This is a genomic window from Pseudomonas sp. MG-9, from assembly GCF_018729515.1.
Taxonomy (GTDB): Bacteria; Pseudomonadota; Gammaproteobacteria; order Pseudomonadales; family Pseudomonadaceae; genus Aquipseudomonas; species Aquipseudomonas serboccidentalis.
Genome location: NZ_JAHHZH010000002.1, coordinates 163011 through 185700, shown reverse-complemented (window position 1 = coordinate 185700; position 22690 = coordinate 163011). Strand labels below are relative to the sequence as shown.

At 60.8% G+C, this 22690-nt stretch carries 22 protein-coding genes; 9 read left to right on the top strand and 13 right to left on the bottom strand.

Annotation, left to right across the window (positions count from 1 at the left end):
* Position 1: 1 nt before the first annotated feature.
* Positions 2 to 652 carry a DUF1826 domain-containing protein gene (locus KKQ10_RS05525; RefSeq protein WP_215500492.1) on the bottom strand — a complete coding sequence of 217 codons (651 nt, stop codon included), beginning with the start codon at positions 650 to 652 and terminating at the stop codon, positions 2 to 4.
* The gene (gene zigA, locus KKQ10_RS05520; RefSeq protein ID WP_215500491.1) at positions 652 to 1857 is read right to left on the bottom strand and encodes a zinc metallochaperone GTPase ZigA; all 1206 of its coding nucleotides are present in this window, start codon (positions 1855 to 1857) and stop codon (positions 652 to 654) included. Before zigA ends, KKQ10_RS05525 begins: the two co-directional genes overlap by 1 nt.
* A gap of 236 nt (positions 1858 to 2093) precedes the next feature.
* On the opposite strand from zigA, the gene KKQ10_RS05515 reads away from it, so the two are divergent.
* Positions 2094 to 2468 (top strand): glutamine synthetase, encoded by a 375-nt coding sequence (locus KKQ10_RS05515; protein WP_215500490.1) that lies wholly within the window; start codon positions 2094 to 2096, stop codon positions 2466 to 2468.
* Here KKQ10_RS05515 and KKQ10_RS05510 read toward each other — a convergent pair.
* On the bottom strand, positions 2465 to 3667 hold the full coding sequence (locus tag KKQ10_RS05510; protein ID WP_215500489.1) for an N-acetylmuramoyl-L-alanine amidase: 1203 nt from the start codon (positions 3665 to 3667) through the stop codon (positions 2465 to 2467). The two genes, KKQ10_RS05515 and KKQ10_RS05510, sit on opposite strands and share 4 nt — an antisense overlap.
* Before the next feature lie 84 nt (positions 3668 to 3751).
* On the opposite strand from KKQ10_RS05510, the gene folE2 reads away from it, so the two are divergent.
* The 6 genes from folE2 to KKQ10_RS05480 are packed head-to-tail and all read left to right on the top strand — an operon-like array spanning position 3752 to position 8958.
* Positions 3752 to 4648 carry a GTP cyclohydrolase FolE2 gene (folE2, locus tag KKQ10_RS05505; RefSeq protein ID WP_215500488.1) on the top strand — a complete coding sequence of 299 codons (897 nt, stop codon included), beginning with the start codon at positions 3752 to 3754 and terminating at the stop codon, positions 4646 to 4648.
* Positions 4645 to 5313 (top strand): metal ABC transporter ATP-binding protein, encoded by a 669-nt coding sequence (locus tag KKQ10_RS05500; RefSeq protein WP_215500487.1) that lies wholly within the window; start codon positions 4645 to 4647, stop codon positions 5311 to 5313. Before folE2 ends, KKQ10_RS05500 begins: the two co-directional genes overlap by 4 nt.
* Positions 5313 to 6179, top strand: coding sequence for a metal ABC transporter permease (locus tag KKQ10_RS05495; protein WP_127649555.1), 867 nt, complete (start codon positions 5313 to 5315; stop codon positions 6177 to 6179). Before KKQ10_RS05500 ends, KKQ10_RS05495 begins: the two co-directional genes overlap by 1 nt.
* 11 nt (positions 6180 to 6190) lie before the next feature.
* Entirely contained in the window at positions 6191 to 7066 is an 876-nt protein-coding gene (locus KKQ10_RS05490; protein ID WP_215500486.1) for a metal ABC transporter substrate-binding protein, read from the top strand.
* Positions 7063 to 7623: a gamma carbonic anhydrase family protein gene (locus tag KKQ10_RS05485; RefSeq protein ID WP_215500485.1), complete on the top strand. Its 561-nt coding sequence runs from the start codon at positions 7063 to 7065 to the stop codon at positions 7621 to 7623. The genes KKQ10_RS05490 and KKQ10_RS05485 overlap by 4 nt, the downstream gene beginning before the upstream one ends.
* Positions 7624 to 7626: 3 nt before the next feature.
* The gene (locus KKQ10_RS05480; RefSeq protein ID WP_215500484.1) at positions 7627 to 8958 is read left to right on the top strand and encodes a dihydroorotase; all 1332 of its coding nucleotides are present in this window, start codon (positions 7627 to 7629) and stop codon (positions 8956 to 8958) included.
* 82 nt (positions 8959 to 9040) lie between these two features.
* Here the strand turns inward: KKQ10_RS05480 and KKQ10_RS05475 are convergent, their stop codons facing one another.
* Positions 9041 to 9559 (bottom strand): DUF3617 domain-containing protein, encoded by a 519-nt coding sequence (locus tag KKQ10_RS05475; RefSeq protein ID WP_215500483.1) that lies wholly within the window; start codon positions 9557 to 9559, stop codon positions 9041 to 9043.
* Between the two features lie 132 nt (positions 9560 to 9691).
* Between KKQ10_RS05475 and cls the strand changes: the two genes are divergently transcribed.
* Positions 9692 to 11131 carry a cardiolipin synthase gene (gene cls, locus KKQ10_RS05470; RefSeq protein WP_215500482.1) on the top strand — a complete coding sequence of 480 codons (1440 nt, stop codon included), beginning with the start codon at positions 9692 to 9694 and terminating at the stop codon, positions 11129 to 11131.
* Positions 11132 to 11168: 37 nt separating this feature from the next.
* Here the strand turns inward: cls and cfaB are convergent, their stop codons facing one another.
* The 8 genes from cfaB to hflK (KKQ10_RS05430) all read right to left on the bottom strand — a co-directional run bounded on the left by cfaB (position 11169) and on the right by hflK (KKQ10_RS05430) (position 20457).
* Positions 11169 to 12356 (bottom strand): C17 cyclopropane fatty acid synthase CfaB, encoded by a 1188-nt coding sequence (gene cfaB / locus KKQ10_RS05465; protein ID WP_215500481.1) that lies wholly within the window; start codon positions 12354 to 12356, stop codon positions 11169 to 11171.
* An 87-nt stretch (positions 12357 to 12443) separates the two neighbouring features.
* Positions 12444 to 13229 carry an HvfC/BufC N-terminal domain-containing protein gene (locus tag KKQ10_RS05460; RefSeq protein ID WP_215500480.1) on the bottom strand — a complete coding sequence of 262 codons (786 nt, stop codon included), beginning with the start codon at positions 13227 to 13229 and terminating at the stop codon, positions 12444 to 12446.
* Positions 13220 to 14065 carry an MNIO family bufferin maturase gene (bufB, locus tag KKQ10_RS05455; RefSeq protein WP_215500479.1) on the bottom strand — a complete coding sequence of 282 codons (846 nt, stop codon included), beginning with the start codon at positions 14063 to 14065 and terminating at the stop codon, positions 13220 to 13222. Before bufB ends, KKQ10_RS05460 begins: the two co-directional genes overlap by 10 nt.
* A 64-nt stretch (positions 14066 to 14129) precedes the next feature.
* Positions 14130 to 14381 (bottom strand): BufA2 family periplasmic bufferin-type metallophore, encoded by a 252-nt coding sequence (gene bufA2, locus KKQ10_RS05450; protein WP_025112611.1) that lies wholly within the window; start codon positions 14379 to 14381, stop codon positions 14130 to 14132.
* A gap of 109 nt (positions 14382 to 14490) precedes the next feature.
* Positions 14491 to 16398, bottom strand: a complete 1908-nt coding sequence (locus tag KKQ10_RS05445) for a heavy metal translocating P-type ATPase (RefSeq protein WP_215500478.1) — start codon at positions 16396 to 16398, stop codon at positions 14491 to 14493.
* Positions 16395 to 17456: a protease modulator HflK gene (hflK, locus tag KKQ10_RS05440; RefSeq protein WP_215500477.1), complete on the bottom strand. Its 1062-nt coding sequence runs from the start codon at positions 17454 to 17456 to the stop codon at positions 16395 to 16397. Before hflK (KKQ10_RS05440) ends, KKQ10_RS05445 begins: the two co-directional genes overlap by 4 nt.
* Complete coding sequence (gene hflC / locus KKQ10_RS05435) at positions 17453 to 18493, bottom strand: protease modulator HflC (protein WP_127649544.1); 1041 nt, start codon at positions 18491 to 18493, stop codon at positions 17453 to 17455. Before hflC ends, hflK (KKQ10_RS05440) begins: the two co-directional genes overlap by 4 nt.
* A complete protein-coding gene (gene hflK / locus KKQ10_RS05430) occupies positions 18490 to 20457 on the bottom strand; it encodes a protease modulator HflK (RefSeq protein ID WP_215500476.1) in 1968 nt (655 codons plus the stop codon). The genes hflC and hflK (KKQ10_RS05430) overlap by 4 nt, the downstream gene beginning before the upstream one ends.
* Before the next feature lie 210 nt (positions 20458 to 20667).
* On the opposite strand from hflK (KKQ10_RS05430), the gene lpdA reads away from it, so the two are divergent.
* Positions 20668 to 22068 (top strand): dihydrolipoyl dehydrogenase, encoded by a 1401-nt coding sequence (gene lpdA / locus KKQ10_RS05425; RefSeq protein WP_215500475.1) that lies wholly within the window; start codon positions 20668 to 20670, stop codon positions 22066 to 22068.
* A gap of 101 nt (positions 22069 to 22169) precedes the next feature.
* Here the strand turns inward: lpdA and KKQ10_RS05420 are convergent, their stop codons facing one another.
* On the bottom strand, positions 22170 to 22643 hold the full coding sequence (locus KKQ10_RS05420) for an Lrp/AsnC family transcriptional regulator (RefSeq protein WP_007960832.1): 474 nt from the start codon (positions 22641 to 22643) through the stop codon (positions 22170 to 22172).
* Positions 22644 to 22690 lie beyond the last annotated feature (47 nt).

Here is a 22690-nt window from a genome sequence, read left to right as displayed (position 1 = left end):
GTCAGCCGAGCCAGTCGAGGGTCAGCAGCAGCCTTCGTTCGCCCGCTGCCGGTTGTGGGGAACGATGAATCAGGCCGAAGCCTTCGTTGCCGTGCCATTTCTCGCCTTTCAATAGCGCCACGTCACCGCTCTGCAGTTGCTGGATGTTCGCCATGTCCTCTGGCTCGGCGTTCGCCTGGCCCAACTGCTCGCGGTCCATTGCTCCTTCCTTGAGCCACTGACTGCCGATACCGCCATATGTGCTGATCAAGCGCACCGGTACATGATCGACATGGAATCGCGGGCACATGGCCTTGTCCAGCACCCGCAAGCGCAGGCCGACGCGACGCGCGCCCAGCAGGCAAGCGAAGGCACTGACCAGCCATTTCAGGTCGGCGATAAACCCCTCATAACCCTCCAGATCACGAAACCCGGCAGCCAGTCCGCTGAGATCGGGGTCGGCGTCTTCGTCCGGTAATTCCAGGCAGAGCGACTCCGCCAAGGGCTCGTTGAGCGACAGCAGCAACGCTGCGAAATCGGCGATGTGCAGTGGCAGTTGGCGCTGCCACACCGCGAGATTGACGTCGTCTTCGAGGATGCGTGTCAGCGTTTTCGGTGTCGCACCCTGATGCTGGTAGCGCGCTCGATTCTGTTGCAGTTTAAACGCAAGCATCAGGCGACCTCATCGTGCCAGGGGCCGAACGGATCCGGCAGCATGCGCCAGCCTTCGACGCCAGCGGCCATTTCCGCATCCGTCAGCAAGCAGGCGTCGAGCTCGGCAGTGAGCTGCAGGAAATCGATGTTCTGCCCAATGAATACCAGCTCCTGACGGCAATCTCCGACGCTCGGTATCCAGTTTTTCATGATTGCCGCAGTACTTTCCTGATCCTGCGGCCATTGGTTTTTCGGTACGAAACGCCACCAGCGCCCAGCAAAACCGTGGCGCATCAAGCCGCCAGCCTGCGACCAGCTGCCCGCGTCGTTGGCCTTGCTGGCGAGCCAGAAGAAGCCTTTGGAGCGTAGCAATTTGCCGTTAGTCCACGGACGGTCGATGAAGTTGTAGAAGCGCTGCGGATGGAACGGGCGGCGTGCGCGGTAAGCCGTGGAAGCAATGCCGTATTCCGCGGTTTCCGGCACATGCTCGCCGCGCAACTCCTGCAACCAGCCAGGGGCCTGGGCGGCTTTATCGAAATCGAAACGGCCCGTGTTGAGGATCTTCTCCAGCGGCACTTCGCCCATCACCATCGGGATGATTTCTGCCTGGGCGTTGAGGCGTTTGAGGATGGCTGTCAGCTCGTCACGCTCCTGGCGGCTGATGAGGTCGATTTTGCTGATCAGCAGGACGTCGGCGAACTCGATTTGCTCGATCAACAGGTCGGTGATTGAGCGTTCGTCTTCCTCCCCCAATGTTTCGCCACGGGAAGCGAGGCTCTCGGCGGCCTGGTAATCGAGGAGAAAGTTCATGCCGTCGACTACTGTCACCATGGTGTCGAGTCGCGCAACGTCGGCAAGGCTCTGGCCCTGCTCATCACGGAAGGTAAACGTTTCGGCGACCGGCAGCGGTTCGGAAATACCGGTGGACTCGATGAGCAGATAATCGAAACGCCCCTCGCGGGCGAGCTTGCTGACTTCTTCAAGCAGGTCCTCGCGTAACGTACAGCAGATACAACCGTTGCTCATCTCCACCAGTTTTTCTTCGGCACGGTTCAGGCTGACATCGCGCTGAACTTCGCTGCCATCAATATTGATCTCGCTCATATCGTTAACGATGACAGCAACGCGCAAACCTTCTCTATTACGTAGTACGTAATTCAAAAGTGTACTTTTTCCGGCGCCGAGAAAGCCCGAAAGAACAGTCACGGGAAGTGGCGATGACATTGGATAATCCTCATCAGATAGTGGCCGATGGGCGTTTGAGCCGGGTATTGGCGTAACGCAGCGCGTTCTAAGGCTTCAAAACAGCGTTGTGGCAGAAGCAGACGCTTTAAATCGGTGAGCTCAGGCTCAATTCAAAATTGATGTTATAGTATAACAATATGAATAAGCCAGCCTTGCCCTTGCCCAAACCGATAAAGAGCAGGAAGCTGCATGCAATCTGCGCATCGGAAACCATGATGAAAAATGCCCTGAAATGCTCGCTGTTGAGCCTTGCGTTGCTGTCGGGTGCCAACGCCTGGGGACAGCCAGCACTCGCCAACTGCACACGCAGCGCCAACCTGCTGGCCTGCATCGATGCACAAGGCAATGCTTACAGCGTGAACACGGTGGGCAGCACGATTTACCTGCGAGGCTTTGAAAAGGACGGCAACCGCTACTGGGCTCAGACCAATAGCCGTTTCGGCCAACTGACGTTTTTCACTGGTATCGCCTCTGACGGGGAAGCCTGGGTTGGCTACACCCGTCGAGTCGGCTGGACGACGATCAATCGCTTTTCCAGCTCGGGAGGCAGCAGTGCGAAATTCACCTGCAGCCGGATCACCGGCTGCTAAACCTGCGCTTTTTGCTGCTCCTGCTGCCAGGCGATGTAGCTGTCGATTGGCGGATTCTTCTGAAAATAACGCTGCAATCCTTCGAACAAACCGTCAGCGATAGCCTGCTGGTGTCGGGTAGTCACCAGACGCTGGCTGTCACGCGCGTTGGAAATGAAGCCGGTTTCCACCAGAATCGACGGCACATCCGGTGACTTCAACACAGCAAATCCTGCCTGTTCCACGCGTTTCTGATGCAGCGTGGTAATGCCTCGCAGACTGCCCAGTACGGTGCTGCCGAGTTGCAGGCTGGCGGCGATCGTGGCGTTCATCGACATGTCGAGGATCACGCCAGCGAGCATCGGATCCTTGTCCTTGAGGTTGAGCAGACTGGTCGCGCCGAGCAGATCCGCACCGTTCTCGCGCTGCGCCATGAAACGCGCCGTCGCTGACGTCGCACCACCTTCGGACAGGCAATACACCGAAGCGCCCGACGCTGTCAGACGCGGTGCTGCGTCGGCATGCACGGAGATAAACATGTCGGCCTTGTGCTGACGGGCGATGTCCACACGCTTGCGAAGTGGTACGAAAAAGTCGTCATTGCGCACCAACTTTACGTCGAAACCCTTCTCCCTTTTCAGTCGTTTGGCGAGTAATTGCGCGATGGAAAGCACCACATCTTTTTCCCGCTCACCCTTGGCACCAACCGCGCCAGGATCTTTTCCGCCGTGTCCCGGATCGACCACGACGATGATGTCGCGTTTAGGATGAGTTCTGTTCGCGGGTGTTTCACGTGGAACCATTGCCATGGTTGATGCCTGTTTAGCGTTCACCAGATCGAGCACCAAGCGGTGTCCTTGACCATCCTGGGGCGCCAAAAGAAAGCTGTTCAATAGCACTGGATTATTCAGATCGAGAACGATGCGGGTATCACCCTGACCGAAGTGCCCGGAGCGGATGGAGCGAATTGCCGTATCCGCCAGCGCCAATTGACTGAAATCACCGCTCAAACTCGCCCCGAACAGATCAATGATCAAGCGCTCTGGCGCACTGAGCGTGAAGGTTTTGTAGCGCACCGGACCGCTTAAATCGAACACCAGTCGTAGCTTTTCATCCGAGCGCCAGAGTCGCGCATTACGTACTTGGGTAGCCGAAACACTGAACGGCAAAGCGAAGGCTGCGCTGGCCAGGAACAAATTGAGCAGGTGGCGTCTGTGCATATGAAAACCCGTTCATGAAAAAGGCATCGTGATTTGAATTGTTATAATGTAACATCCAATTCAATCAACACGATGGTCCCGAACATGAATTCGCTGACACTTCCGGATATCGCCACTCAAGCCGCTCGCCAAGCACTACCGCTTGAGTGGGTGGGAATGCGCGGCATTGCCTTGCCCGTTTTATTGGAGGGCCAACGCCTGAGCGCGAAAGCCGATGCGGGCGTAAGTCTCGATGATGGCGAGGCACGCGGTATTCACATGTCACGCTTGTATCTGGCCTTGGCAACACTTGAGCAGCAGAATCTTTCTCCACGGCTTTTACGTCAGGTGCTGGATGATTTTCTGGATAGTCACGACGGTTTATCCAGCAACGCCTATCTGAATATCCATAGCCAAGTGCTGCTGAAAAGACCGGCGTTGGTCAGTCCGCTGGCCGGGTGGAAAAGCTATCCAGTGAGCATTTCTGCCAGTTTGAAAAACAAAGTGTTCCACGTGGAACTGCAAATCGATGTGCCCTATTCCTCAACTTGCCCATGCTCGGCAGCGTTAGCGCGGCAGCTGATCCAGCAGCAATTCATCGATGATTTTGCCAACAAGCCACTGCAGCACGCCGACGTCCTGGCCTGGCTTGGATCAAGCCACGGCATCGTTGCCACTCCGCACAGCCAACGCAGCACCGCACAATTGCACATGCACCTGGACGAGTTCATTGATGAACTGCCCCTGAGCGTCATCATCAACGACGCCGAAGCCGCGCTAGGGACGGCCGTACAAACCGCGGTGAAACGTGCCGACGAGCAAGCCTTCGCGCTGGCCAATGGGCAGAACCTGATGTTCTGCGAAGACGCCGCGCGGCGACTCAATCTGGCCCTGCGTCGCTCTCCAGGCGTCAGCGGTTTCCATCTACGGGTGATTCACGCCGAAAGCCTGCATGCCCATGACGCGGTGGCCGAAAGTCATTGGGCCCGGGAGTCCACATGATTCGTTGCCAAGCCCTGAGCTGGGGCGCGCCCGGCCATCCACTGACGTCACCGCTGAACCTTGAGCTGGACAGCGGCAGCCTGACCGCCATCATCGGCGCCAACGGCTGCGGCAAAAGCAGCTTGCTCAAAGTCATCGCCGGACTGCAAAAGCCGTTGTCTGGCAAAGCCCTGCTGAGTGTTCCGCGGCAAAGCGGACTCACCTTCCTCCCACAACAACAGCACCTCGATCGACAGTTCCCCATCAGCCTCGAAGAACTGGTCGCCGCCGGGTTCTGGGGCCGCCGCCTCTCGACGCAATTGCGCACGCAACGCCTTACCAACGCCCTTGAACAATGGCACCTCAGCGGCCTGGAAAAGCGCCCTCTCATGGCCCTTTCAGGCGGTGAGTTACAACGCGCCCTGCTCGCCCGATTGAGCCTGACCGACGCGCCGCTGCTGTTACTCGACGAGCCCCACGCCGCGCTCGATGAGCTGGGTCAACAACTGTTGTGGCAACACATCCACTCCTGGAACGCCGAAGGTCGAACGTTGCTGATGGTCTGCCACGACCTCGCCGCCGTCCGCCAACACATTCCGCAAACGCTGTTGATCAAAAACCGTGAATGCGCGCTCGGCGCCAGCGTCGAACTGATCCAGCAAACACCCAACACGCAGGTGGCCTGATGCTCACCATCGCCCACCTCTGGCAACCGTTCAGCGAGTTCGTATTCATGCGCCGAGCGCTGCTTGGGGGACTGGTGTTGGCTTGCAGCACAGCACCACTCGGCGTGTTCCTGATCCTGCGGCGCATGAGTCTGATCGGCGACGCCGTCGCCCACGGCATTCTTCCCGGCGCAGCGTTGGGGTTCTGGTTCGCCGGTCTGAGTCTGCCCGCACTGACCGTCGGTGGTCTGGGTGCGGGCCTGAGCATGGCCGGACTGGCCGCCTGGATTACCCGTCGCACCGGTCTGCGCGAAGACGCCAGCCTCGCCGCGATCTACCCGATCTCACTCGCCAGCGGAGTGTTGATTCTCGGCATCGCCGGCAAACGCCTCGACCTGCTGCACTTGTTGTTCGGCTCGGCACTGGCGGTCGACGGCCCGACTCTTCAAGGCATGTTATGGGTCTCGGCTGTCAGCCTGATCGCCATGGCGGCGATCTACAAACCGCTGCTGCTCGACACACTCGACCCTTTATTCCTGCAAACCGTCAGCCGTCTCGGCCCACTCGCCCACGGTGTATTCCTGACCCTCGTGGTGCTCAATCTGGTGATCGGCTTCCAGGCCATCGGCGCACTGATGGTGGTCGGTCTGATGATGTTGCCAGCCGCCGCTTCGCGTTTCTGGAGCAGACGCCTGCCGATGCTAATCGCCATTGCGGCGCTCATCGGTTGCCTGTCGGTGTGGCTCGGATTGCTGCTGTCGTTCGACTACTCGCTGCCCAGCGGCCCGGCCATCGTGCTGGTCGCAGGTTTCGCCTATCTGCTGTCCGTGGTGTTCGGGCCGGTCCACGGTCTGCTGCGCCGCCCACCTTCGCTCACATCCCAATGAGGTGTTTTCCGATGCGCGTTCTACTCGTGCTGTTCAGCTTACTGCTGTCGATGTCGTTGTCGGCGGCGGAGAAATTACCGGTGGTCACCAGCTTCAGCATCCTTGCCGACATGGTGCACCAGGTCGGCGGCGAGCATATCCAGATCACCAACATGGTCGGCCCGGACGCCGACGCGCACACCTATGAGCCGACACCGGACGACGCCAAAGCCCTGCTCAAGGCCAAACTGATCATCAAGAACGGTCTCGGTTTCGAACCATGGCTCGATCGCCTGGTGACCAGCACCGGCACCAAAGCCCCACTCATCAGTGCCAGCCACGGTGTGATTCCGCGCTCGCTCGATGAAGACGGTGAAACCATTCCCGACCCGCACGCCTGGCACAACCTGGCCAACACCGAGTTGTACATCGCCAACATCACTAAGGCGCTGATCGCGGCCGATCCGGCGAACAAGGCCGACTACCAACGCAACAGCCAGACCTACCTGAAACAGATCTACGCTCTGCTCGCCGACGCCAAGGCCAAGCTCGGTTCATTGCCACCGGGCAATCGCAAGATCGTCACCAGCCACGATGCCTTCGGTTATCTCGGTCAGGCCTACGGCATCGACTTCATGGCGCCGCAAGGTCTGTCCACCGAGCGCGAACCGTCGGCCGCCGAAGTCGCCGCACTGATCACCCAGATCCGTCAGGCCAAGGTCAAAGCGGTGTTCATGGAAAACATCAAGGACGCGCGCCTGCTCAAGCAGATCGCCGAGGAAAGCGGCGCGCACATCGGCGGTACCTTGTACTCCGATGCCCTCGCCGCCAGTGGCCCGGCCAGCACCTTTGCCGGGCTGTTCGAATACAACCTCAACACCCTTTACAACGCGCTGAGCCAACCATGATCCGCAAGAATCCTTCAGGTGATCTGCCGCAGATTGCCGAGTCGGCCTATGTCGACAAAACCGCGATCATTTGCGGCAAGGTGGTCATCGGCGAGAACGTATTCGTCGGTCCCTACGCCGTGATTCGCGCGGATGAGGTGGACGCCGGCGGCGCGATGGAGCCGATCACCATCGGCGCCAATTCGAACATCCAGGACGGCGTGGTGATCCACTCCAAATCCGGCGCTGCCGTGACCATCGGCGAATTCACTTCGATCGCTCATCGCTCGATCGTGCATGGCCCCTGCGTGGTCGGCGACCGGGTGTTCATCGGTTTCAACAGTGTGCTGTTCAATTGCGTGGTCGGTGACGGCTGCGTGGTGCGGCACAACTCGGTGGTCGATGGTCGTGATTTGCCGAACGCGTTCTACGTGCCCTCCACCACCCGCATAGGCCCCAACACCGACCTTGCGCAATTCCCGCCGGTGAGTGTCAGCGCCTCGGAGTTTTCCGAAGACGTGGCACGGACCAACGTCGATCTGGTGCGCGGCTACAAAGCCTTGCAGAACGAGTTCTGAACCATGAGCAGCGTGCTGATTCGCAACGCCAGACTGGTCAACGAAGGACGCGAGTTCGACGGCGATCTGTTGGTCAGCCATGGCCGCATCGTCAAGATCGCGCGCAGCATCGACGGCGAAAATGCGAGCGTGGAAATCGACGCTCGCGGCCAATGGCTGTTGCCGGGCATGATCGATGACCAAGTGCATTTTCGCGAACCGGGCGCGCCGGCCAAGGGCTGCATCCACACCGAATCACGCGCGGCGGTGGCGGGCGGCATCACCAGTTTCATGGACATGCCCAACACCCAACCGGCCACCTTAACCCTGGAAGCGCTGGCTGATAAAAAGCGCCGCGCGGCGATCAACTCCGTGGCCAACTATGGCTTCCACTTCGGTGTGAGTCAGGACAACCTCGAGACCGTCGCCGCACTCAACCCCTGCGAAGTGGCCGGGGTCAAAGTGTTCATGGGTGCGTCCACCGGCAACATGTTGGTGGACGACCCGAAGATTCTCGAGCGCCTGTTCGCCGACGTGCCGACGATTCTACTGGCCCATTGCGAACACACGCCGAGCATCGAAGCCAACGCAGCCCGACTGCGCGAGCGCCTGGGCGAACGCCTGCCGGCGAATGTCCACGCACTGATCCGCGATGCCGAGGCTTGCTACCGCTCCTCTTCGCTGGCAGTGGAACTGGCCAGACGGCACGGCACCCGCCTGCATGTCTTGCACCTGACCACCGCTCGCGAGTTGGCGTTGTTCGAGGACAAACCACTCGCACAGAAACACATCACGGCTGAAGTCTGCCTGCATCACCTGCTGTTCGATGATCGCGACTATCCGGCTCTCGGCAACCTGATCAAATGCAACCCGGCGATCAAGACCCAGGTCGACCGAGATGCGCTCCGTCAGGCCTTGTTGAGTCACCGACTGGATGTGATCGGCAGCGATCACGCACCGCATACCTGGGCGGAAAAGCAGCGCCCGTATGCCGAAGCGCCTTCCGGTCTGCCACTGGTGCAACAGGCGTTGCCCGCGCTGCTGGAACTGGTGGCCGACGGCGTGCTGCCGATCACCACACTGGTGGCAAAAACCAGCCACCGCGTGGCAGATCTGTTCGCGATTCCGGACCGAGGTTATTTGCGGGAAGGGTATTGGGCGGATCTGGTGTTGGTGGAGCCAACAGCTTTGGAGGTGTCTCGACAACCGATTCTGTCGCAGTGCGGATGGACGCCATTTGCCAACAGGACTTTCCGATATCGGGTAAATACAACACTGGTGTCAGGGCAGATCGCCTGGGATGGCGGGCGGGTGAATGAGGGGTGTCAGGGGCTGCCGCTGCGGTTTATGCGGTGATCATCAAAACGCTTTCGCGAGCAGGCTCGCTCCCACAGTTGGAATGCATTTCCCTGTGGGAACGGGCTTGCTCGCGAAGCTTTTAAGCTCTTGGCTTCACAGCGCCGCAATCCTGCCCCAGCCACACCGCGCGGGTTTCCAGGCTGCCCTTCTGGTTGATCCCGATGGCATTGAACGTGCCGTTGGCGACCGTGGTGAACTCACGATCACTCTTGAACGTGGCCACACCGGTGCCTTGCGCTTTCGGGCAACTGAAGCGGAATTTCCACTGGTTGCCGGTGCGCTCGGTGATCTGCTGTTTGCAGCCCGATTGTGGATCGGCCAGCGGGATATCGTTGGTCGCGACCTGCTGCGGCGTCAGACAGGCGCGGATGCCCTGGCCGCCGATATTGATCCCGTTCTTCTCCAGTGCCGCGCGCTGTTGCGGGGTCATCTGGCCTTGCAACTGGCCCAGGATCGATTGCACATCCATCGGCTGGTCATCGACCTTGACGTTGCTTGATGTCATTTCCCACAAACCCGGCTGCAGCATTTGCGCCTGTGCAATCACCGGCATTGCCAAACCCAGGCCCAGCGCCAAACCCAGCAGACGAACGTTCATCGAAAAAACTCCTGATCAGTAGTGGCCGTTAGACGTCGGCCAATGGCTTCGGTTCATGGGCCAATTAAATAGCGACAATCGCTCGGGAACATGGTCTGTTAGACATTGAATCTTCAGGAGCAAGGCTGCCTCATGGATTATTTTGGACCGCACATTTTCGGTTATCTGATCGCCCTGATCCATAGCCTCGGCTTGATCGCCGCCATCCATGCGGTGCTGACCGTACGCACCGCCCAAGGCTCGATCGCCTGGGCATTGTCGCTTATTTTCATCCCCTACCTGACCCTCATCCCTTACCTGGTCTTCGGCCGCAGCACGTTCGACGGCTACATCAAGGCACGGCGCCAGGCCAACGAACAGATGCGCCAGGCGATTTCCGAATTGAATTGGCGACCGTGGGTAGAAGAAGCTCTCACCGCCCGCGCCTCAAATGCCTACGCCTCGCTCCGCGCCATGCCCAAGCTGGGGCGCATGCCGTGTCTGGCGAACAACGAAGTACGGCTGCTGGTGAATGGCCACGCAACGTTTTCAGCGATTTTCCAGGCCATCGAACAGGCGCGCGAAGCTGTGCTGATTCAGTTCTTCATTATTCATGATGACCGTCTCGGTCAAAGCCTGCGCGACCTGCTGCTGAAGAAAGCCGCCGAAGGCGTGGCGATTCATCTGCTCTACGACCGGATCGGCAGCCACGCCCTGCCCCACAGCTATGTGCAGGCATTGCGCGATGGCGGTGTCGAGGTCAAAGCCTTCGCCACGCGCAGCGGCTGGCTCAATCGCTTTCAGGTGAACTTCCGCAACCACCGCAAAATTGTCGTGGTCGATGGCGTGCTCGGCTTTGTCGGCGGGCACAACGTGGGGGATGAATACCTCGGTGAAAAACCGCCACTGGCGCCATGGCGCGATACCCACGTTCAAGTGCGCGGCCCGGTAGTGGCCTGCATGCAGGAATCGTTTGCCGAAGACTGGTTCTGGGCCGCGCGCACGCTGCCGCCGCTGATTCTGCCGGATGTCTACCCGGAAGATGGCGTGCTCTGCCAATTGCTGGCGAGTGGCCCGGCCGATGCCTACGAAACCTGTTCATTGTTCTTCGTCGAAGCGATTCACGCCGCCACGGAGCGGGTGTGGATCACCAGCCCCTACTTCATCCCTGATGAGGCGGTATTCGCCGCGTTGCGCCTGGCGGTGCTGCGCGGCGTCGACGTGCGCCTTCTGCTGCCCTCGCGCCCCGATCACCGCATTGTTTACGCCGCGTCCAGCCTCTATGCGTTCGAAGCGGTGCGCGCCGGCGTGCGGGTGTTCCGCTACGAACCCGGGTTCATGCATCAGAAAGTGGTGTTGATCGACAGCGAAATCAGCGCCATCGGCAGCGCCAATCTGGACAACCGTTCGTTCCGGCTGAATTTCGAAGTGATGCTGTTGACGGTCGACAGCGAGTTCGCCGCTAACGTGGAACACATGCTCAACGACGATTTCGAGCAGGCTTACGAAGTCGCCAAAGAAGAAAGCCGGGAGATCCACCGCCTGCAACAGCTCGGAATGCGGATCGCCCGGCTTATTTCACCGATTCTCTAGACGTTTCCCCCCCCACAACCGAGAGAGGGTTCAAGCCTCAAGGGTGATAGATATCGTCGCGAGTCCAGGGCAGTTCATGGCTGCCATCCGGATGCGCCTTCACCGCCAGAATCTGGTGCAGATTGATCCAGCCACGCGCAAACGCGTAGGCACACCCGGCCAGATACAGCCGCCAGATGCGCAATGCCTGATCCGGTACCAGTTTTCCGGCAGCTTCAAGGTTATCCTCCAGGCGCTCGCTCCAGTGGTCGAGCGTACGTGCGTAATGCAGGCGCAGACTTTCGACATCGACGATCTCCAGCCCTGCTTCGCTGATCTGTGCCGAGATCATCGCCAGGTGTGGCAGCTCGCCGTTGGGGAACACGTATTTCTCGATGAAGTCGCCGGCACCGCGTCCCACCGGACGGCCATCGGTGTGTTTGGCGGTGATGCCGTGGTTCATCACCAGACCACCCTCCTTCACTGCGCCGAACAGGACTTTGCAGTATTCGGCGAGGTTGGCGTGGCCGACGTGTTCGAACATGCCGACGCTGACCACCTTGTCGAAACGACCGTCCTGCGGCAGATCACGGTAGTCGAGCAGTTGCAGTTCGACCTGATCTTCCAGCCCTTCAGCCTTGACCCGCTCGCGAGCCAACTCCAGCTGTTCTTTACTCAGGGTGATGCCGAACACCTTGGCACCGAACTCCCGCGCGGCATATCGCGCCAGACCACCCCAGCCACAGCCGACATCCAACAGATATTCGCCGGGTTGCAGGCGCAGCTTGCGACACAGATGGCGGAATTTGGCTTGTTGCGCCTGTTCCAGGGTTTCGCTGCCGGTTTCGAAATACGCGCAGGAATACGCCATGTCGCTGTCCAGCCACAGCTGGTAGAACGCGTTGGACAGGTCGTAGTGATAGGAAATGGCTTTGGCGTCGGTTTCCTTGTCGTGCACCGCACGCACTGGCTGGGCATCATCGTCTTCATCGAGCAAGGCGCTGCTCAATTCGTCGCAGACCCGGATGACCTCGCTGATCGAGCCCTCCAGTTCAAGCTTGCCTTCGACAAACGCCGCCCCCAGCGCGTCGAGACTTGGATGCGTGAACTGGGAGACCATCGTCGGGTCCTTGACCACGATGGTGACGCTGGGCGCCGGCCCCAGATTAAACTCATGGCCATCCCAGAGTCGCAAGCGAAGCGGAAGCTGCAGATTCTGTAAGGCCGGTGGAAGTTGCGCGAGCATGGAAAATCCCCCTTGTTTCAGACGTCAGATCTGAGGGTAGACCATCCTTGAAAAATAGCAGGCTATCGATTTAATTAGCCGAGACTATCATTCCAGACGCTCCAGCATGCCGTCATGCACCCACTGCTTTAACCAGGTAACGGCTCGAAGTGGCGCGCCCTCACCATAGATGACTGCTAACTCGGCGCACAGTTCGGCAAAACTCCAGCCCTGATTGATCATGCCATTCAGGGCATTGGCCTCGGCCGACTCCAGACTGCGGTAATTGCACAGCAGATTACTGCGCCAGATCAGGCACACCTGCGGGGCTTCAAGTGCCTCGCTGTCCGGGAAATCCGTTGCATCCTTGACTGAACGCCACAAGGCCAGACTGTTGAAACGCTGCTCAAGCCACTGCAGCGAGGGCCTCGGTTTGACCTGAAGAGCGGGCCATTCCTGTGGGGAAAACCCCGCCATCGTCTCGATCGTCAACGGCACGCCGGGCGGCGCATCAAAAGCCAGAGTGAACGCCCACTCCAGCGTCGCCAGTTCACTCAACGGTGCACTTTGCTCCGGCACCAGATACTCGCGGATAAACGCCTCGAAACCCTGGCCGAGCCAACGCAGGCTGTAATGCGTCGACGGATGCTGACGGAGGTACGCACCCGCAAGCGCGTCGAACGCTTCATCCCCCAGCCAGTGATAGATCACCGGGAAGTCGTTACGCAGCACCTCGAGCAAACGCGCCTTGTAGGCGTTGTGATAGATCGCCAGCCCGGTGTCGACACCCAGCGTCGGGCCGCCGATCAGGCTGCTGCTCAAGGCCGGCGGTGCTGCCGTCGACTCCTCCAGCAGAAAGGCCTCAAATGCCAATTGCCATTCGTTCAGGCGCATTTCTGTCTCCCGGCCAAAACCCTGTCACCCAGTTCGCGGGCCTTGTGCAGTTCGTCGAGCAGCTCTTCGAACGGCGGGAAGTGATCGTCGCGCTCCAGCAGCGTCGCCACCGGCCCGAAGTGCTCCAGCGTGCGCTGATACAGCGCCCAGACCGGATCGCTCACCGGATGATCGTGGGTGTCGATCACGTAGTCGCCGTAATCGCTATGCCCGGCCAGATGCAGCTGACGCACCTTGTCCTTGGGCAAACTCTGAATGAACGTCCACGGATCGAAGCCATGATTACGTGAGCTGACGTAGACGTTGTTGACGTCCAGCAGCAATTCGCAGCCGCTGACGTGACTAAGGGCCTGCAGAAATTCCCACTCAGTGAAATCATCGGCGGCTACGCGCACGTAACTGGAAACGTTCTCCAGCACCAATGGCCGCTGCAACACGTCCTGCACCTGTGCCACTCGGGCGGCGATGTATTCAAGGCTTTCTTCGGTGTAGGGCAGCGGCAGCAGGTCATGCAACTGATGGGCATTGCCGCGGCTCCAGCACAGGTGATCGGAGATCCACGCCGGTTTGACCCGTTCGGCCAGTTGCTTGAGTTGTTTGAGATAGTCCGGATCGAGCGCATGCGGCCCACCGATGGACAGGGACACGCCATGCATCACCACGGGGTAGCGTTCGGCGATGGCGTCGAGGAAGTACAAGGCTTTGCCGCCCTGCACCATGAAGTTTTCGGAAACCACTTCGAACCAGTCCACGTCCGGCGACTGTTCGAGGATCTGTTGGTAATAGGCGCTGCGCAAACCCAGGCCATAACCCAGGAAAGGAACGGAAGCTGACATGCCAGGACTCCTTTGCAAAGTGGCCGCAGCGGCATCACCCGCTGCGGCAGCACTCACAGGTGGCTTACTCGCCGACCTTGCCACCGGCTTTTTCACAAGCCGACTGAGTCATGGCCTTGAAGCCCTGGCCCTTGCAGGAACCCATGCCTTTGCACGCGTGGTCCTTGGTCTTGCAGTCGTTCTGGCCTTTGCAGGCGTTCACGCCGTAGCAGTGAACCTGGGCATCAGCCGCCATGGCGTTGGTGGCGACACCGGCAAACATCGTGGCAGCGGCCAAAGCGAGAGCGGCACCGGCAGCAGCGGTCTTGATCGTCATTTTTATATCCTCGGTAAGCGTCAGGGGGTGTCGGCTGGAAGGTTGTTCAGTCCCGACATAGCACTAGAGAGGGCTGCCCCGACGGCGTTACAGAGGTGCAGAAATAAATTTAACGATCGTCCTGAAGCTTGAGCAGCGGTTCCTGAAACCGCAACAAACGCCCGGCATTGCCCAGCACCAGCAGCGTGCTGAGGTTATGCAGCAACGCGGCAATCATCGCCCCCGCCGCTCCGAGCCAGCCGAAGGCCGCGAACACCACGATCGCCAGCGTCCAGCCCAGACCAATGATGACGTTGACCTGCAAGGTCCGGCGGCATTGGCGACTCAGCCGTACACAGGTGCCGAGCCGGCGCAGGTCGCTGCCGATCAGCACGATGTCCGCCGAGGCCAGCGCGATGTCAGCACCGCCGGCGCCCATCGCGACACCGACCACCCCGGCCTTGAGTGCCAGCGAATCATTGATGCCGTCGCCCACCACCATCGGCCGGAAACCGTTGTCGATTTCCTTGAGCACGCGATTGAGTTTGTCCTCAGGCAGCGCCTGCGCTTCCACTTCTTGCAGGCCAACCTCCCGGGCCAAGGTCTGAGCGACACTCTGGCGGTCACCGGTCAGCAACAACTGGCGACCCAGGCCGAGTTCGCGCAATTCGGCGAGAGCAAACCGCGCTTCCGGTTTGACGCTGTCAGCCAGCAACAGCCAGGCAACAAACTCGCCGTTCAACGCCAACCCGGCAATCGGCCCGTCATGCTCGGGAACGGTGGTGGTGACGATGCCCAGTTGCGCGAACAACTCAGGCCGCCCCAACGCCGCCTCGCCTTGGGTGGTCATGGCGACCACGCCGAGGCCCTGGCGCTCATGAATATCGGACAGTGGCAGGCTCTGCTCCTGACTGACCAGCCCGGCCAACGCACGGCTGACCGGGTGACTGCTGGCCGCGCCGAGACTGGCGGCCAGTGCCATCACCGAAGCCTGATCCAGACGCGGGCTGCTGATCGATTGCAAACGCAAAGTGCCGTAAGTCAGGGTGCCGGTCTTGTCGACCACCAGCGAGGTCAGGTCCGCCAGCTCTTCGAGGAAGGCCGAGCTGCGGATCAGAATGCCGTGGCGCGCCGCTACCGCCACCCCGGCAATCGCCGTAGCCGGCGCCGACAGCACCAAAGCGCAGGGACAGGCTGCGACCAACACTGCGAGCATCGCTTGCGCGTCGTTGGTGACAAACCAGGTCACCGCCGCCAGCAACAACACCAGCACCATGTAGCTGCCGGCATACCGCTCAAGCAGACGGGTGATCGGCGGCTTCGAGCGCTCGGCGTTTTGCATCAGCGCGATAACTTTGCCCAGTGTCGATTGGTCGCCGGTGCGGGTCACTTCAATGCGCAGCAAGCCATCGAGGTTGATCGCCCCGCCGAACACCGTCATGCCCACCGCCGTTTCGACCGGAACCGACTCGCCAGTGATCGATGCTGTGTCGAGGCTGGCCTGGCCGAACAGCACCCGACCATCCGCCGGGACCCGATCACCGGCGCGCACCTCTACGGTGTCGCCCGGTTTGAGCGTGCCGTTATCCACTTCGATGATTGAGCCGTCTGCCTGAATCTTGCGTGCGTGGCTGCGGGTCAATTGACCGAGGGCGTGAATCGCTTCCTGCGAACCGATCACGCTGCGCTCTTCCAGCACGTGACCGAAAATCATGATGATCGGCAGCAGCGCGGCGGTCAGCAAATCACCGGTCGCCCACGCACCGAGCATCGCCAGCGCAATCAGTTGATCGGTGATGCCGTGCAGGCTCGGGTAACGCAGGCTGTACCACGCCGAACGCATCACCGGCACCGCCACCAATAAAGAAGCAAAACCCAGCAATAACTGACTGACACCGGTTTGCTCCGGCACCAGCCAACGCCAGATCAGACCGAGGCCGAGCAAGCCAAGGGCGAGCATCGCCAGGGTCAATTGTCGTGCAGCGCGGCGCTGTTCGGCCGAGGACAACAGGCTCGGTGCGGCAGTGGTCGCAGTCATTTACTGGCTCCCTGAATGATCAGGCGGGAATCGTCTTTCGGATCGACCGTGGTCACGGAACCGGCCTGGCCAAGAACTTTCGGCATGCGTTCGCGGTACAGACGCAGGAGCATCTGCGGATCGGTGCCCTGTTGCTGCGCCTTGGCCAGGCTCATGACCGTGGCGGTGTCGGTGGAGGCTTTCGCCAGCCGTTCGCCGGCCTGCGCGTGGGCCACTTGCAGGGTGCGGTCGGCTTGTTCGTTGGCGGTCTGAGTGAGTTTTTCCGCCTCGGTGCGCGCGTTAGCGACCGCTTTGTCGGCTTGCTGGCTGGCAGTCAATACAGCGTTGAAGGCGCTGACGGCCGGGTCCGGCAGACTCGACTGAACGTCGACCCGCGCCACTTCGATGCCGATGCCCTGCCCGCTCGCCTTCAGCTCTGCCAAGCGTTTGTTGATGCCTTGCACCAGATCACCGCGCAGACGCTCGCGGCGTTCGGCCGCCTGATTGTCAGCGCCGAGCAACTCCGGGCGGGCGACCAGAATCGTGTCCAGATCCCGGGCGGCGGTCAAAGCTACAGCGCTGCGGGTGACCAGCCGATCCAGGGCTGGCAGCACATGCTCACCCTGCAACACAAAGTCATACGGATCGGTGACCTTGTAAAACACCCGTACATCCAGTTGCACCACACCGGCGTCGCCGGTCAGCAAGTAGCCGGAACCGGCCAAGGCATCGCTCAGCGGTGTGGCGAAGGTCGCAACGCGGTCAGCCTTGATCGCCTCACTGCTGCGCAGCAGGTTTTCCACTCGGCGTTCAATCACTCGATCTGCTGCGGGCAGTAAAACCACTTGTTCGAACGGTTGCGGCCAGGCCAGCAACAGGCCGGCATTCTGGATGCGATCCAGTGCACCAAAGTGCAAAACCACAGCGCGATTCTGCGGATCGATCTGCCGGACATTGGAAAACGCCCACGCCAACGCAGCCAAAACGGTCACCGCGTACAAGGCAAAAAACGCCAGGCGTCCGGCCTGAATCCACGGACTGCTCAACGAATGTGTTCCACGTGGAACTTCATCACTCATGGTTGCGATCCGGATTTGTTATCGACAGCGGGCGGACCGTCCACCAGCACGCGGAATGGCGCGGCATCGGTGCGCAGGATCAGCTTGGTGTCCGGCGTAACGATGGTGCCGAGGGTATCCAGTGAGCGCAGCAGGTTGTACAGCTGCGGCGAACCGGCGTAGGCACGGCCGTAGATCTGAGCGGCTTCGACCCGGGACTGCGCTTCGATTTCTGCAGCTTTCACCGTGGCATCGGCTTGCACAATCCGCGCATCACGCTCGGCGGCCGAACGGATCTGCGCCGCTTCACGCTTGCCAATGGCCGTGCGTTCGGTGGCGATTGTTTCACGCTCGGCACGCATCCGATCGACCGTCGCCGTGAGCGTCACCGAGGGCAAGGTCAGCCGTTCGATGCCGACCTGTACCACGCGCACGCCGTAAGTGGCGAGCAGTTGCTGATCGATCTGCTGACGCAATTGCGCTTCGAAATCGGCGATGCGCACCTGACTCGCATCGGTGTTCACCAGATTCGCCAGGTCGAAACTGCTGGCGGTGGTTTCCAGTGCCGAGCCGACAAAGGTCCGAATCTGCCGCGCCGCTTCATCCGGCTGGTTCTGCACCGCACGCATGAAACGCTGCACGTTGTCCGGGTCGCCCTGGACCTGCCACGCCACGTAGGCCTGAACGATGATGCGCAAACCGTCGCGGGTGCCGACATCCTGCAAACCGCTGGACGTGGTGCGCAGGCGCAAATCCACCGGGATCGCCGCTTCGAACGGTGCCGGCCAGCGCCAGCTCAAACCGGGTTCAAGCAACACCCGCGACGGATTGCCGAAACGGGTGATGACCGTGGCCTCCCCCGAGCGCACTTGCACCAGGCTCGCCGCCGCGACGGCAAACGCCACCAGCAACACCGCCCAGCCCATGCGCCGCCACGGGAACGGGCCCGCCTCTTCCGGCGCACCGTGGTGATGATGCCCATGATGATGGTGATGCCCGGCGTGGCCGTGATCGTGGCCGCTGTGATCATGCGAATCGTGAGTGTGCGACTGGCTCAATGGGCAACTCCTGGTTGAGCGGTGGTGCGCGCGGGCGTCGGGTCAGCCGGCAGCGTGAACGTACGCAGGTCGATGGTCGGCGCATTGCTGCTGCCGCCTAAACGGTGGTCGAGCACCAGCAGTTTGGCCTTGCTCAGGCCCTGGCTGAGCTGACTGAAATATTGCTCCAGCACGAATGCCTGGCCGGCGCTGGCATAAGCTTGTTGTTCAGCCTTGAACTTCAGATCCGCCGCTTGTGCAGTGGCGTTGACCTCACGCGCACTGGCGCTGGCCTGGTCGCGGACAAGGCTGGCCTGCAACTGCGCCTGGTTACTGGCTTCAGCCGCAGCACCGCGCTCCCGGGAGATCAACGCCTGTGCACCGATCTGCGCCGCTTGCACGCCGTGATAAGCATTGGCGGCACCGGCAGGTGGATGAATCGCCTCGACCACGGTGGCGAGAATCTCCACGCCGCTGTCGAGTTTCTGCAGATCGTCTTGCACCGCGCGGCCGATTTCTTCGCCCAGTCCTACCCGATACGCCCCCAGCAGGCCGTCGAGGGTGCGCGAGGCAAAATCGTGAACCAGAATCCGGCTCGCGGTGCTGCGAATCAGCGTCGGTACATCGGCGTTGTTGTAGGTAGCCGCCAAGGCATCCTGATCACGCAGGCCGATGCGATAGACGAAGCGCACGTCCATATTGACGATCTGAAAGCTCTGCTGATCGCCGCGACTGCTGGCGATGACCTGGGATTTGTCGTTGACGTGACTGGCATCCCACAAGCGGTTGGCGATCATCGGGGCCGGGCCTTCGGCGGGGTCGGCCTGAGTAGGCGGTGCCGGAGCATCGCCGACGCTGGTCGCCAACTCATGCACCACGCCATTCTCGACGCTCAACACGCGGCCCAGCGGCCACGGCAAACCGGCGTGCAAGCCGGGGCCGAAGACTTGCACCGGTTTGCCGAAACGCTCGTAAATGCCACGCCCTTGCAGCGGGATTTCGTGAATACCGGTCAACAACCAGCCGACCGCGGCGACCAGCGCCAGCACCGGGAGAAAGGCCCGGCGCATGTAGCTGAAGGCCCAGATCTGACGCAGGTCGATACCGAAACGGTTGTGCAATTCGTGCTGCAAAGCGAGCAACGGCTGAGGCGGCCAACGCAGCATGTCGGCAACAAAACTACGCGCCAGCAGGGTCGGTTCGAGCTGCTCGCGATGCGGACTGAATATCGACAGAACGGCGCGCAATAGCAACTCGATCGCGACCAATCCTGGCAAGATTCCGATTAACACGGCGAGTCGTACGGGCCATACCGAAGCGTCGCTGGCGAATAACAGACACAACGCACCGAGCACCAGACTGATGATCGCCACCCGCGCCAATTGGGCGAGGGATCCGGCTTCCGGCCATTGCGCCGGGTTTTCCTGGGCCAGTTGGCGCTCCAGCACCAGCAGACCGAAGCCCAGCAGCAACATCAGCGCCGCGCCCACGTTGGCAGACAACCCGACCGCGCCGGCCGGCAACGCAAGGTTCCACACCTGCTCGATGCTCAGCACCACCAACGCTGAACAGCCGCCGAGCCACAACGTGGCGGCACCGATCTGCCCGAGCAAGTGAACTCCACGTTGACTCAGGCGCTCCAGCAACCGCTCGTACCAGCCGTCAGGCGCTGCCGGCTCGGTTTCCTCGGTCAGCACCAGCGGCGCCGGCGGGTTCATCACCCGGGCGCGCCACTGTGTCACCCACCACGCTGATTGCAGGCCGGCGACCAGCACCAGCAACGCCGCGCTCAGATTCACCAGCAACGCCGGCCATAACGATTGCGCGGCAAACAGCCCGACAAAAAACGCCAGTACCCACCCCGCCCCGGCCAATCCGCCGAGGCCGATGGCCAGACGGCGCAAGCGTCGCCCCTGTGCGGCCGCTTGTTGAAAGCGCGGCAACCCGGTCACTTGCGTGCCATCGACATCCAGATCGACTTGCATATCACTCCAAAGCCATTGATTCACCGGTCTTGTCGTTACGATATAACGAAAAGCGTGAAATATTCGTACACAAATACGCTTATCTAAAGATGCGCAACCTGTCGCTTGCCTGAAGCCTTGACCGAAATGTTCGGCAACGCACATATTACGTTCGTAATTTTACTGATCTACTACTTTTAGCGATCCGCATCCCCAACGAGGAGCAAGAGCATGAGTCACTACGACGTGGTAATTCTGGGCGGCGGCCCCGGTGGTTATAACGCGGCGATTCGCGCCGGCCAGCTGGGCCTGAAGGCCGCGTGCGTGGAAGGCCGTGCGACGTTGGGCGGCACCTGCCTGAACGTCGGCTGCATGCCGTCCAAGGCCTTGCTGCACGCCTCGGAGCTGTACGACGCGGCCATGGGTGCGGAATTCGCCAACCTCGGCATCGAGGTCAAACCCACGCTCAACCTCGCGCAAATGATGAAACAGAAAGACGAGAGCGTGAGCGGCCTGACCAAAGGCATCGAGTTTCTGTTTCGCAAGAACAAGGTCGACTGGATCAAGGGCTGGGCCCACATCGATGGCCCGGGCAAAGTCACGGTGACCGATGATCAAGGCAACAAGACCGAACTGAGCGCCAAGGACATCATCATCGCCACCGGCTCCGAGCCCACGCCCCTGCCCGGCGTCGAGATCGACAACCACCGCATCCTCGATTCCACCGGCGCGTTGTCCCTGAGTGAAGTACCCAAGCATCTGGTGGTGATTGGCGCCGGGGTGATCGGCCTCGAACTCGGCTCGGTATGGCGCCGCCTCGGGGCCCAGGTGACCGTGGTCGAATACCTCGACCGCATCTGCCCCGGCGTCGACGGTGAGGCCGGCAAGACCCTGCAGCGTTCGTTGAGCAAGCAAGGCATCAGCTTCAAGTTGAGTTCGAAGGTCACCAGCGCCACGACCTCGGCCAACGGCGTACAGCTCAGCGTCGAACCCGCCGCCGGTGGCAGCGCCGAATTGCTCGAAGCCGACTACGTGCTGGTCGCGATCGGCCGGCGTCCGTACACCCAGGGTCTGGGCCTGGAGAATGTGGGCCTGACCACCGACAAGCGCGGCATGCTCGCCAACCGCCAGCACCGCACCGAAGCGCAGGGCGTCTGGGTGATCGGCGACGCGACGTCCGGGCCGATGCTCGCGCACAAGGCCGAAGACGAGGCGATGGCCTGCGTCGAACAGATTGTCGGCAAGGCCGGCGAGGTCAACTACGACTTGATTCCCAACGTCATCTACACCCGACCTGAGCTGGCCAGCGTCGGCAAGACCGAAGAGCAGCTCAAGGCCGAAGGGCGTGCCTACAAAGTCGGCAAATTCCCGTTCACCGCCAACAGCCGGGCGAAGATCAACCACGAAACCGAAGGCTTCGCCAAAGTCCTCGCCGACGAACGCACGGACGAGATCCTTGGCGTGCACCTGGTCGGCCCGAGCGTCAGCGAAATGATCGGCGAATACTGCGTGGCCATGGAATTCAGCGCATCGGCCGAAGACATCGCCCTGACCTGCCACCCGCACCCGACGCGTTCAGAAGCGTTGCGGCAGGCGGCGATGAATGTCGAGGGGATGGCGACGCAGATGTAGTCAGCAAAGATATGGGCGACCGCTATCGCGAGCAGGCTCACTCCTACATTGGAACGCGATCAATGTGGGAACCAGCCTGCTGGCGATGAAGGCCACTCGGTCTAAAGCGGTAGATGCCCCAACGGCAGCGCCCCCGGGGTCTTCACCGTGTGAATCGCGAAGTTGCTGCGAATGTCACTCACCCCCGGCAGCTTCAGCAGGCAGCCGCTGAGAAAGCGGTCATACGCGCGCAGGTCCGGCACCACCACCTGCAACAGAAAGTCCGACTCCCCCGACACCAGAAACGCCGAGATCACCTCCGGCAGCGCCGTGACAGCCGCGTAAAAGGCTTCAGCCTGTTCGTCGTTGTGTCGCTCGACCTTGACCCCGACAAACACCGTCAGCCCCAGCCCCACCTCGTCACGATCCAGATTGGCCTGATAGCCGCGAATCACCCCGGCCTCCTCCAGCATCCGTACCCGGCGCAAACAAGGTGACGCCGACAGCCCGATTTCATCTGCCAACTCGACGTTGCTCAGCCGTCCGTTGCGTTGCAGCGCGGCGAGAATCTTGCGATCAAAGGCGTCGAGTTTCATGGTTGGCAGATCCTGATGGTCAAGGCGCTAAAAGAAAGCAGGTTATG

Coding starts and splice junctions, on each gene's coding strand:
- KKQ10_RS05500 (WP_215500487.1), top strand. CDS start 4,645: ATGATTCGTTGCCAAGCCCTGAGCTGGGGCGCGCCCGGCCATCCACTG.
- KKQ10_RS05460 (WP_215500480.1), bottom strand. CDS start 13,229: ATGCGCCTGAACGAATGGCAATTGGCATTTGAGGCCTTTCTGCTGGAG.
- hflK (WP_215500477.1), bottom strand. CDS start 17,456: ATGAGTGATGAAGTTCCACGTGGAACACATTCGTTGAGCAGTCCGTGG.
- cfaB (WP_215500481.1), bottom strand. CDS start 12,356: ATGCTCGCGCAACTTCCACCGGCCTTACAGAATCTGCAGCTTCCGCTT.
- KKQ10_RS05485 (WP_215500485.1), top strand. CDS start 7,063: ATGATCCGCAAGAATCCTTCAGGTGATCTGCCGCAGATTGCCGAGTCG.
- KKQ10_RS05515 (WP_215500490.1), top strand. CDS start 2,094: ATGAAAAATGCCCTGAAATGCTCGCTGTTGAGCCTTGCGTTGCTGTCG.
- zigA (WP_215500491.1), bottom strand. CDS start 1,857: ATGTCATCGCCACTTCCCGTGACTGTTCTTTCGGGCTTTCTCGGCGCC.
- KKQ10_RS05480 (WP_215500484.1), top strand. CDS start 7,627: ATGAGCAGCGTGCTGATTCGCAACGCCAGACTGGTCAACGAAGGACGC.
- KKQ10_RS05525 (WP_215500492.1), bottom strand. CDS start 652: ATGCTTGCGTTTAAACTGCAACAGAATCGAGCGCGCTACCAGCATCAG.
- KKQ10_RS05495 (WP_127649555.1), top strand. CDS start 5,313: ATGCTCACCATCGCCCACCTCTGGCAACCGTTCAGCGAGTTCGTATTC.
- lpdA (WP_215500475.1), top strand. CDS start 20,668: ATGAGTCACTACGACGTGGTAATTCTGGGCGGCGGCCCCGGTGGTTAT.
- KKQ10_RS05490 (WP_215500486.1), top strand. CDS start 6,191: ATGCGCGTTCTACTCGTGCTGTTCAGCTTACTGCTGTCGATGTCGTTG.
- folE2 (WP_215500488.1), top strand. CDS start 3,752: ATGAATTCGCTGACACTTCCGGATATCGCCACTCAAGCCGCTCGCCAA.
- bufA2 (WP_025112611.1), bottom strand. CDS start 14,381: ATGACGATCAAGACCGCTGCTGCCGGTGCCGCTCTCGCTTTGGCCGCT.
- KKQ10_RS05445 (WP_215500478.1), bottom strand. CDS start 16,398: ATGACTGCGACCACTGCCGCACCGAGCCTGTTGTCCTCGGCCGAACAG.
- KKQ10_RS05475 (WP_215500483.1), bottom strand. CDS start 9,559: ATGAACGTTCGTCTGCTGGGTTTGGCGCTGGGCCTGGGTTTGGCAATG.
- bufB (WP_215500479.1), bottom strand. CDS start 14,065: ATGTCAGCTTCCGTTCCTTTCCTGGGTTATGGCCTGGGTTTGCGCAGC.
- KKQ10_RS05510 (WP_215500489.1), bottom strand. CDS start 3,667: ATGCACAGACGCCACCTGCTCAATTTGTTCCTGGCCAGCGCAGCCTTC.
- KKQ10_RS05420 (WP_007960832.1), bottom strand. CDS start 22,643: ATGAAACTCGACGCCTTTGATCGCAAGATTCTCGCCGCGCTGCAACGC.
- cls (WP_215500482.1), top strand. CDS start 9,692: ATGGATTATTTTGGACCGCACATTTTCGGTTATCTGATCGCCCTGATC.
- hflK (WP_215500476.1), bottom strand. CDS start 20,457: ATGCAAGTCGATCTGGATGTCGATGGCACGCAAGTGACCGGGTTGCCG.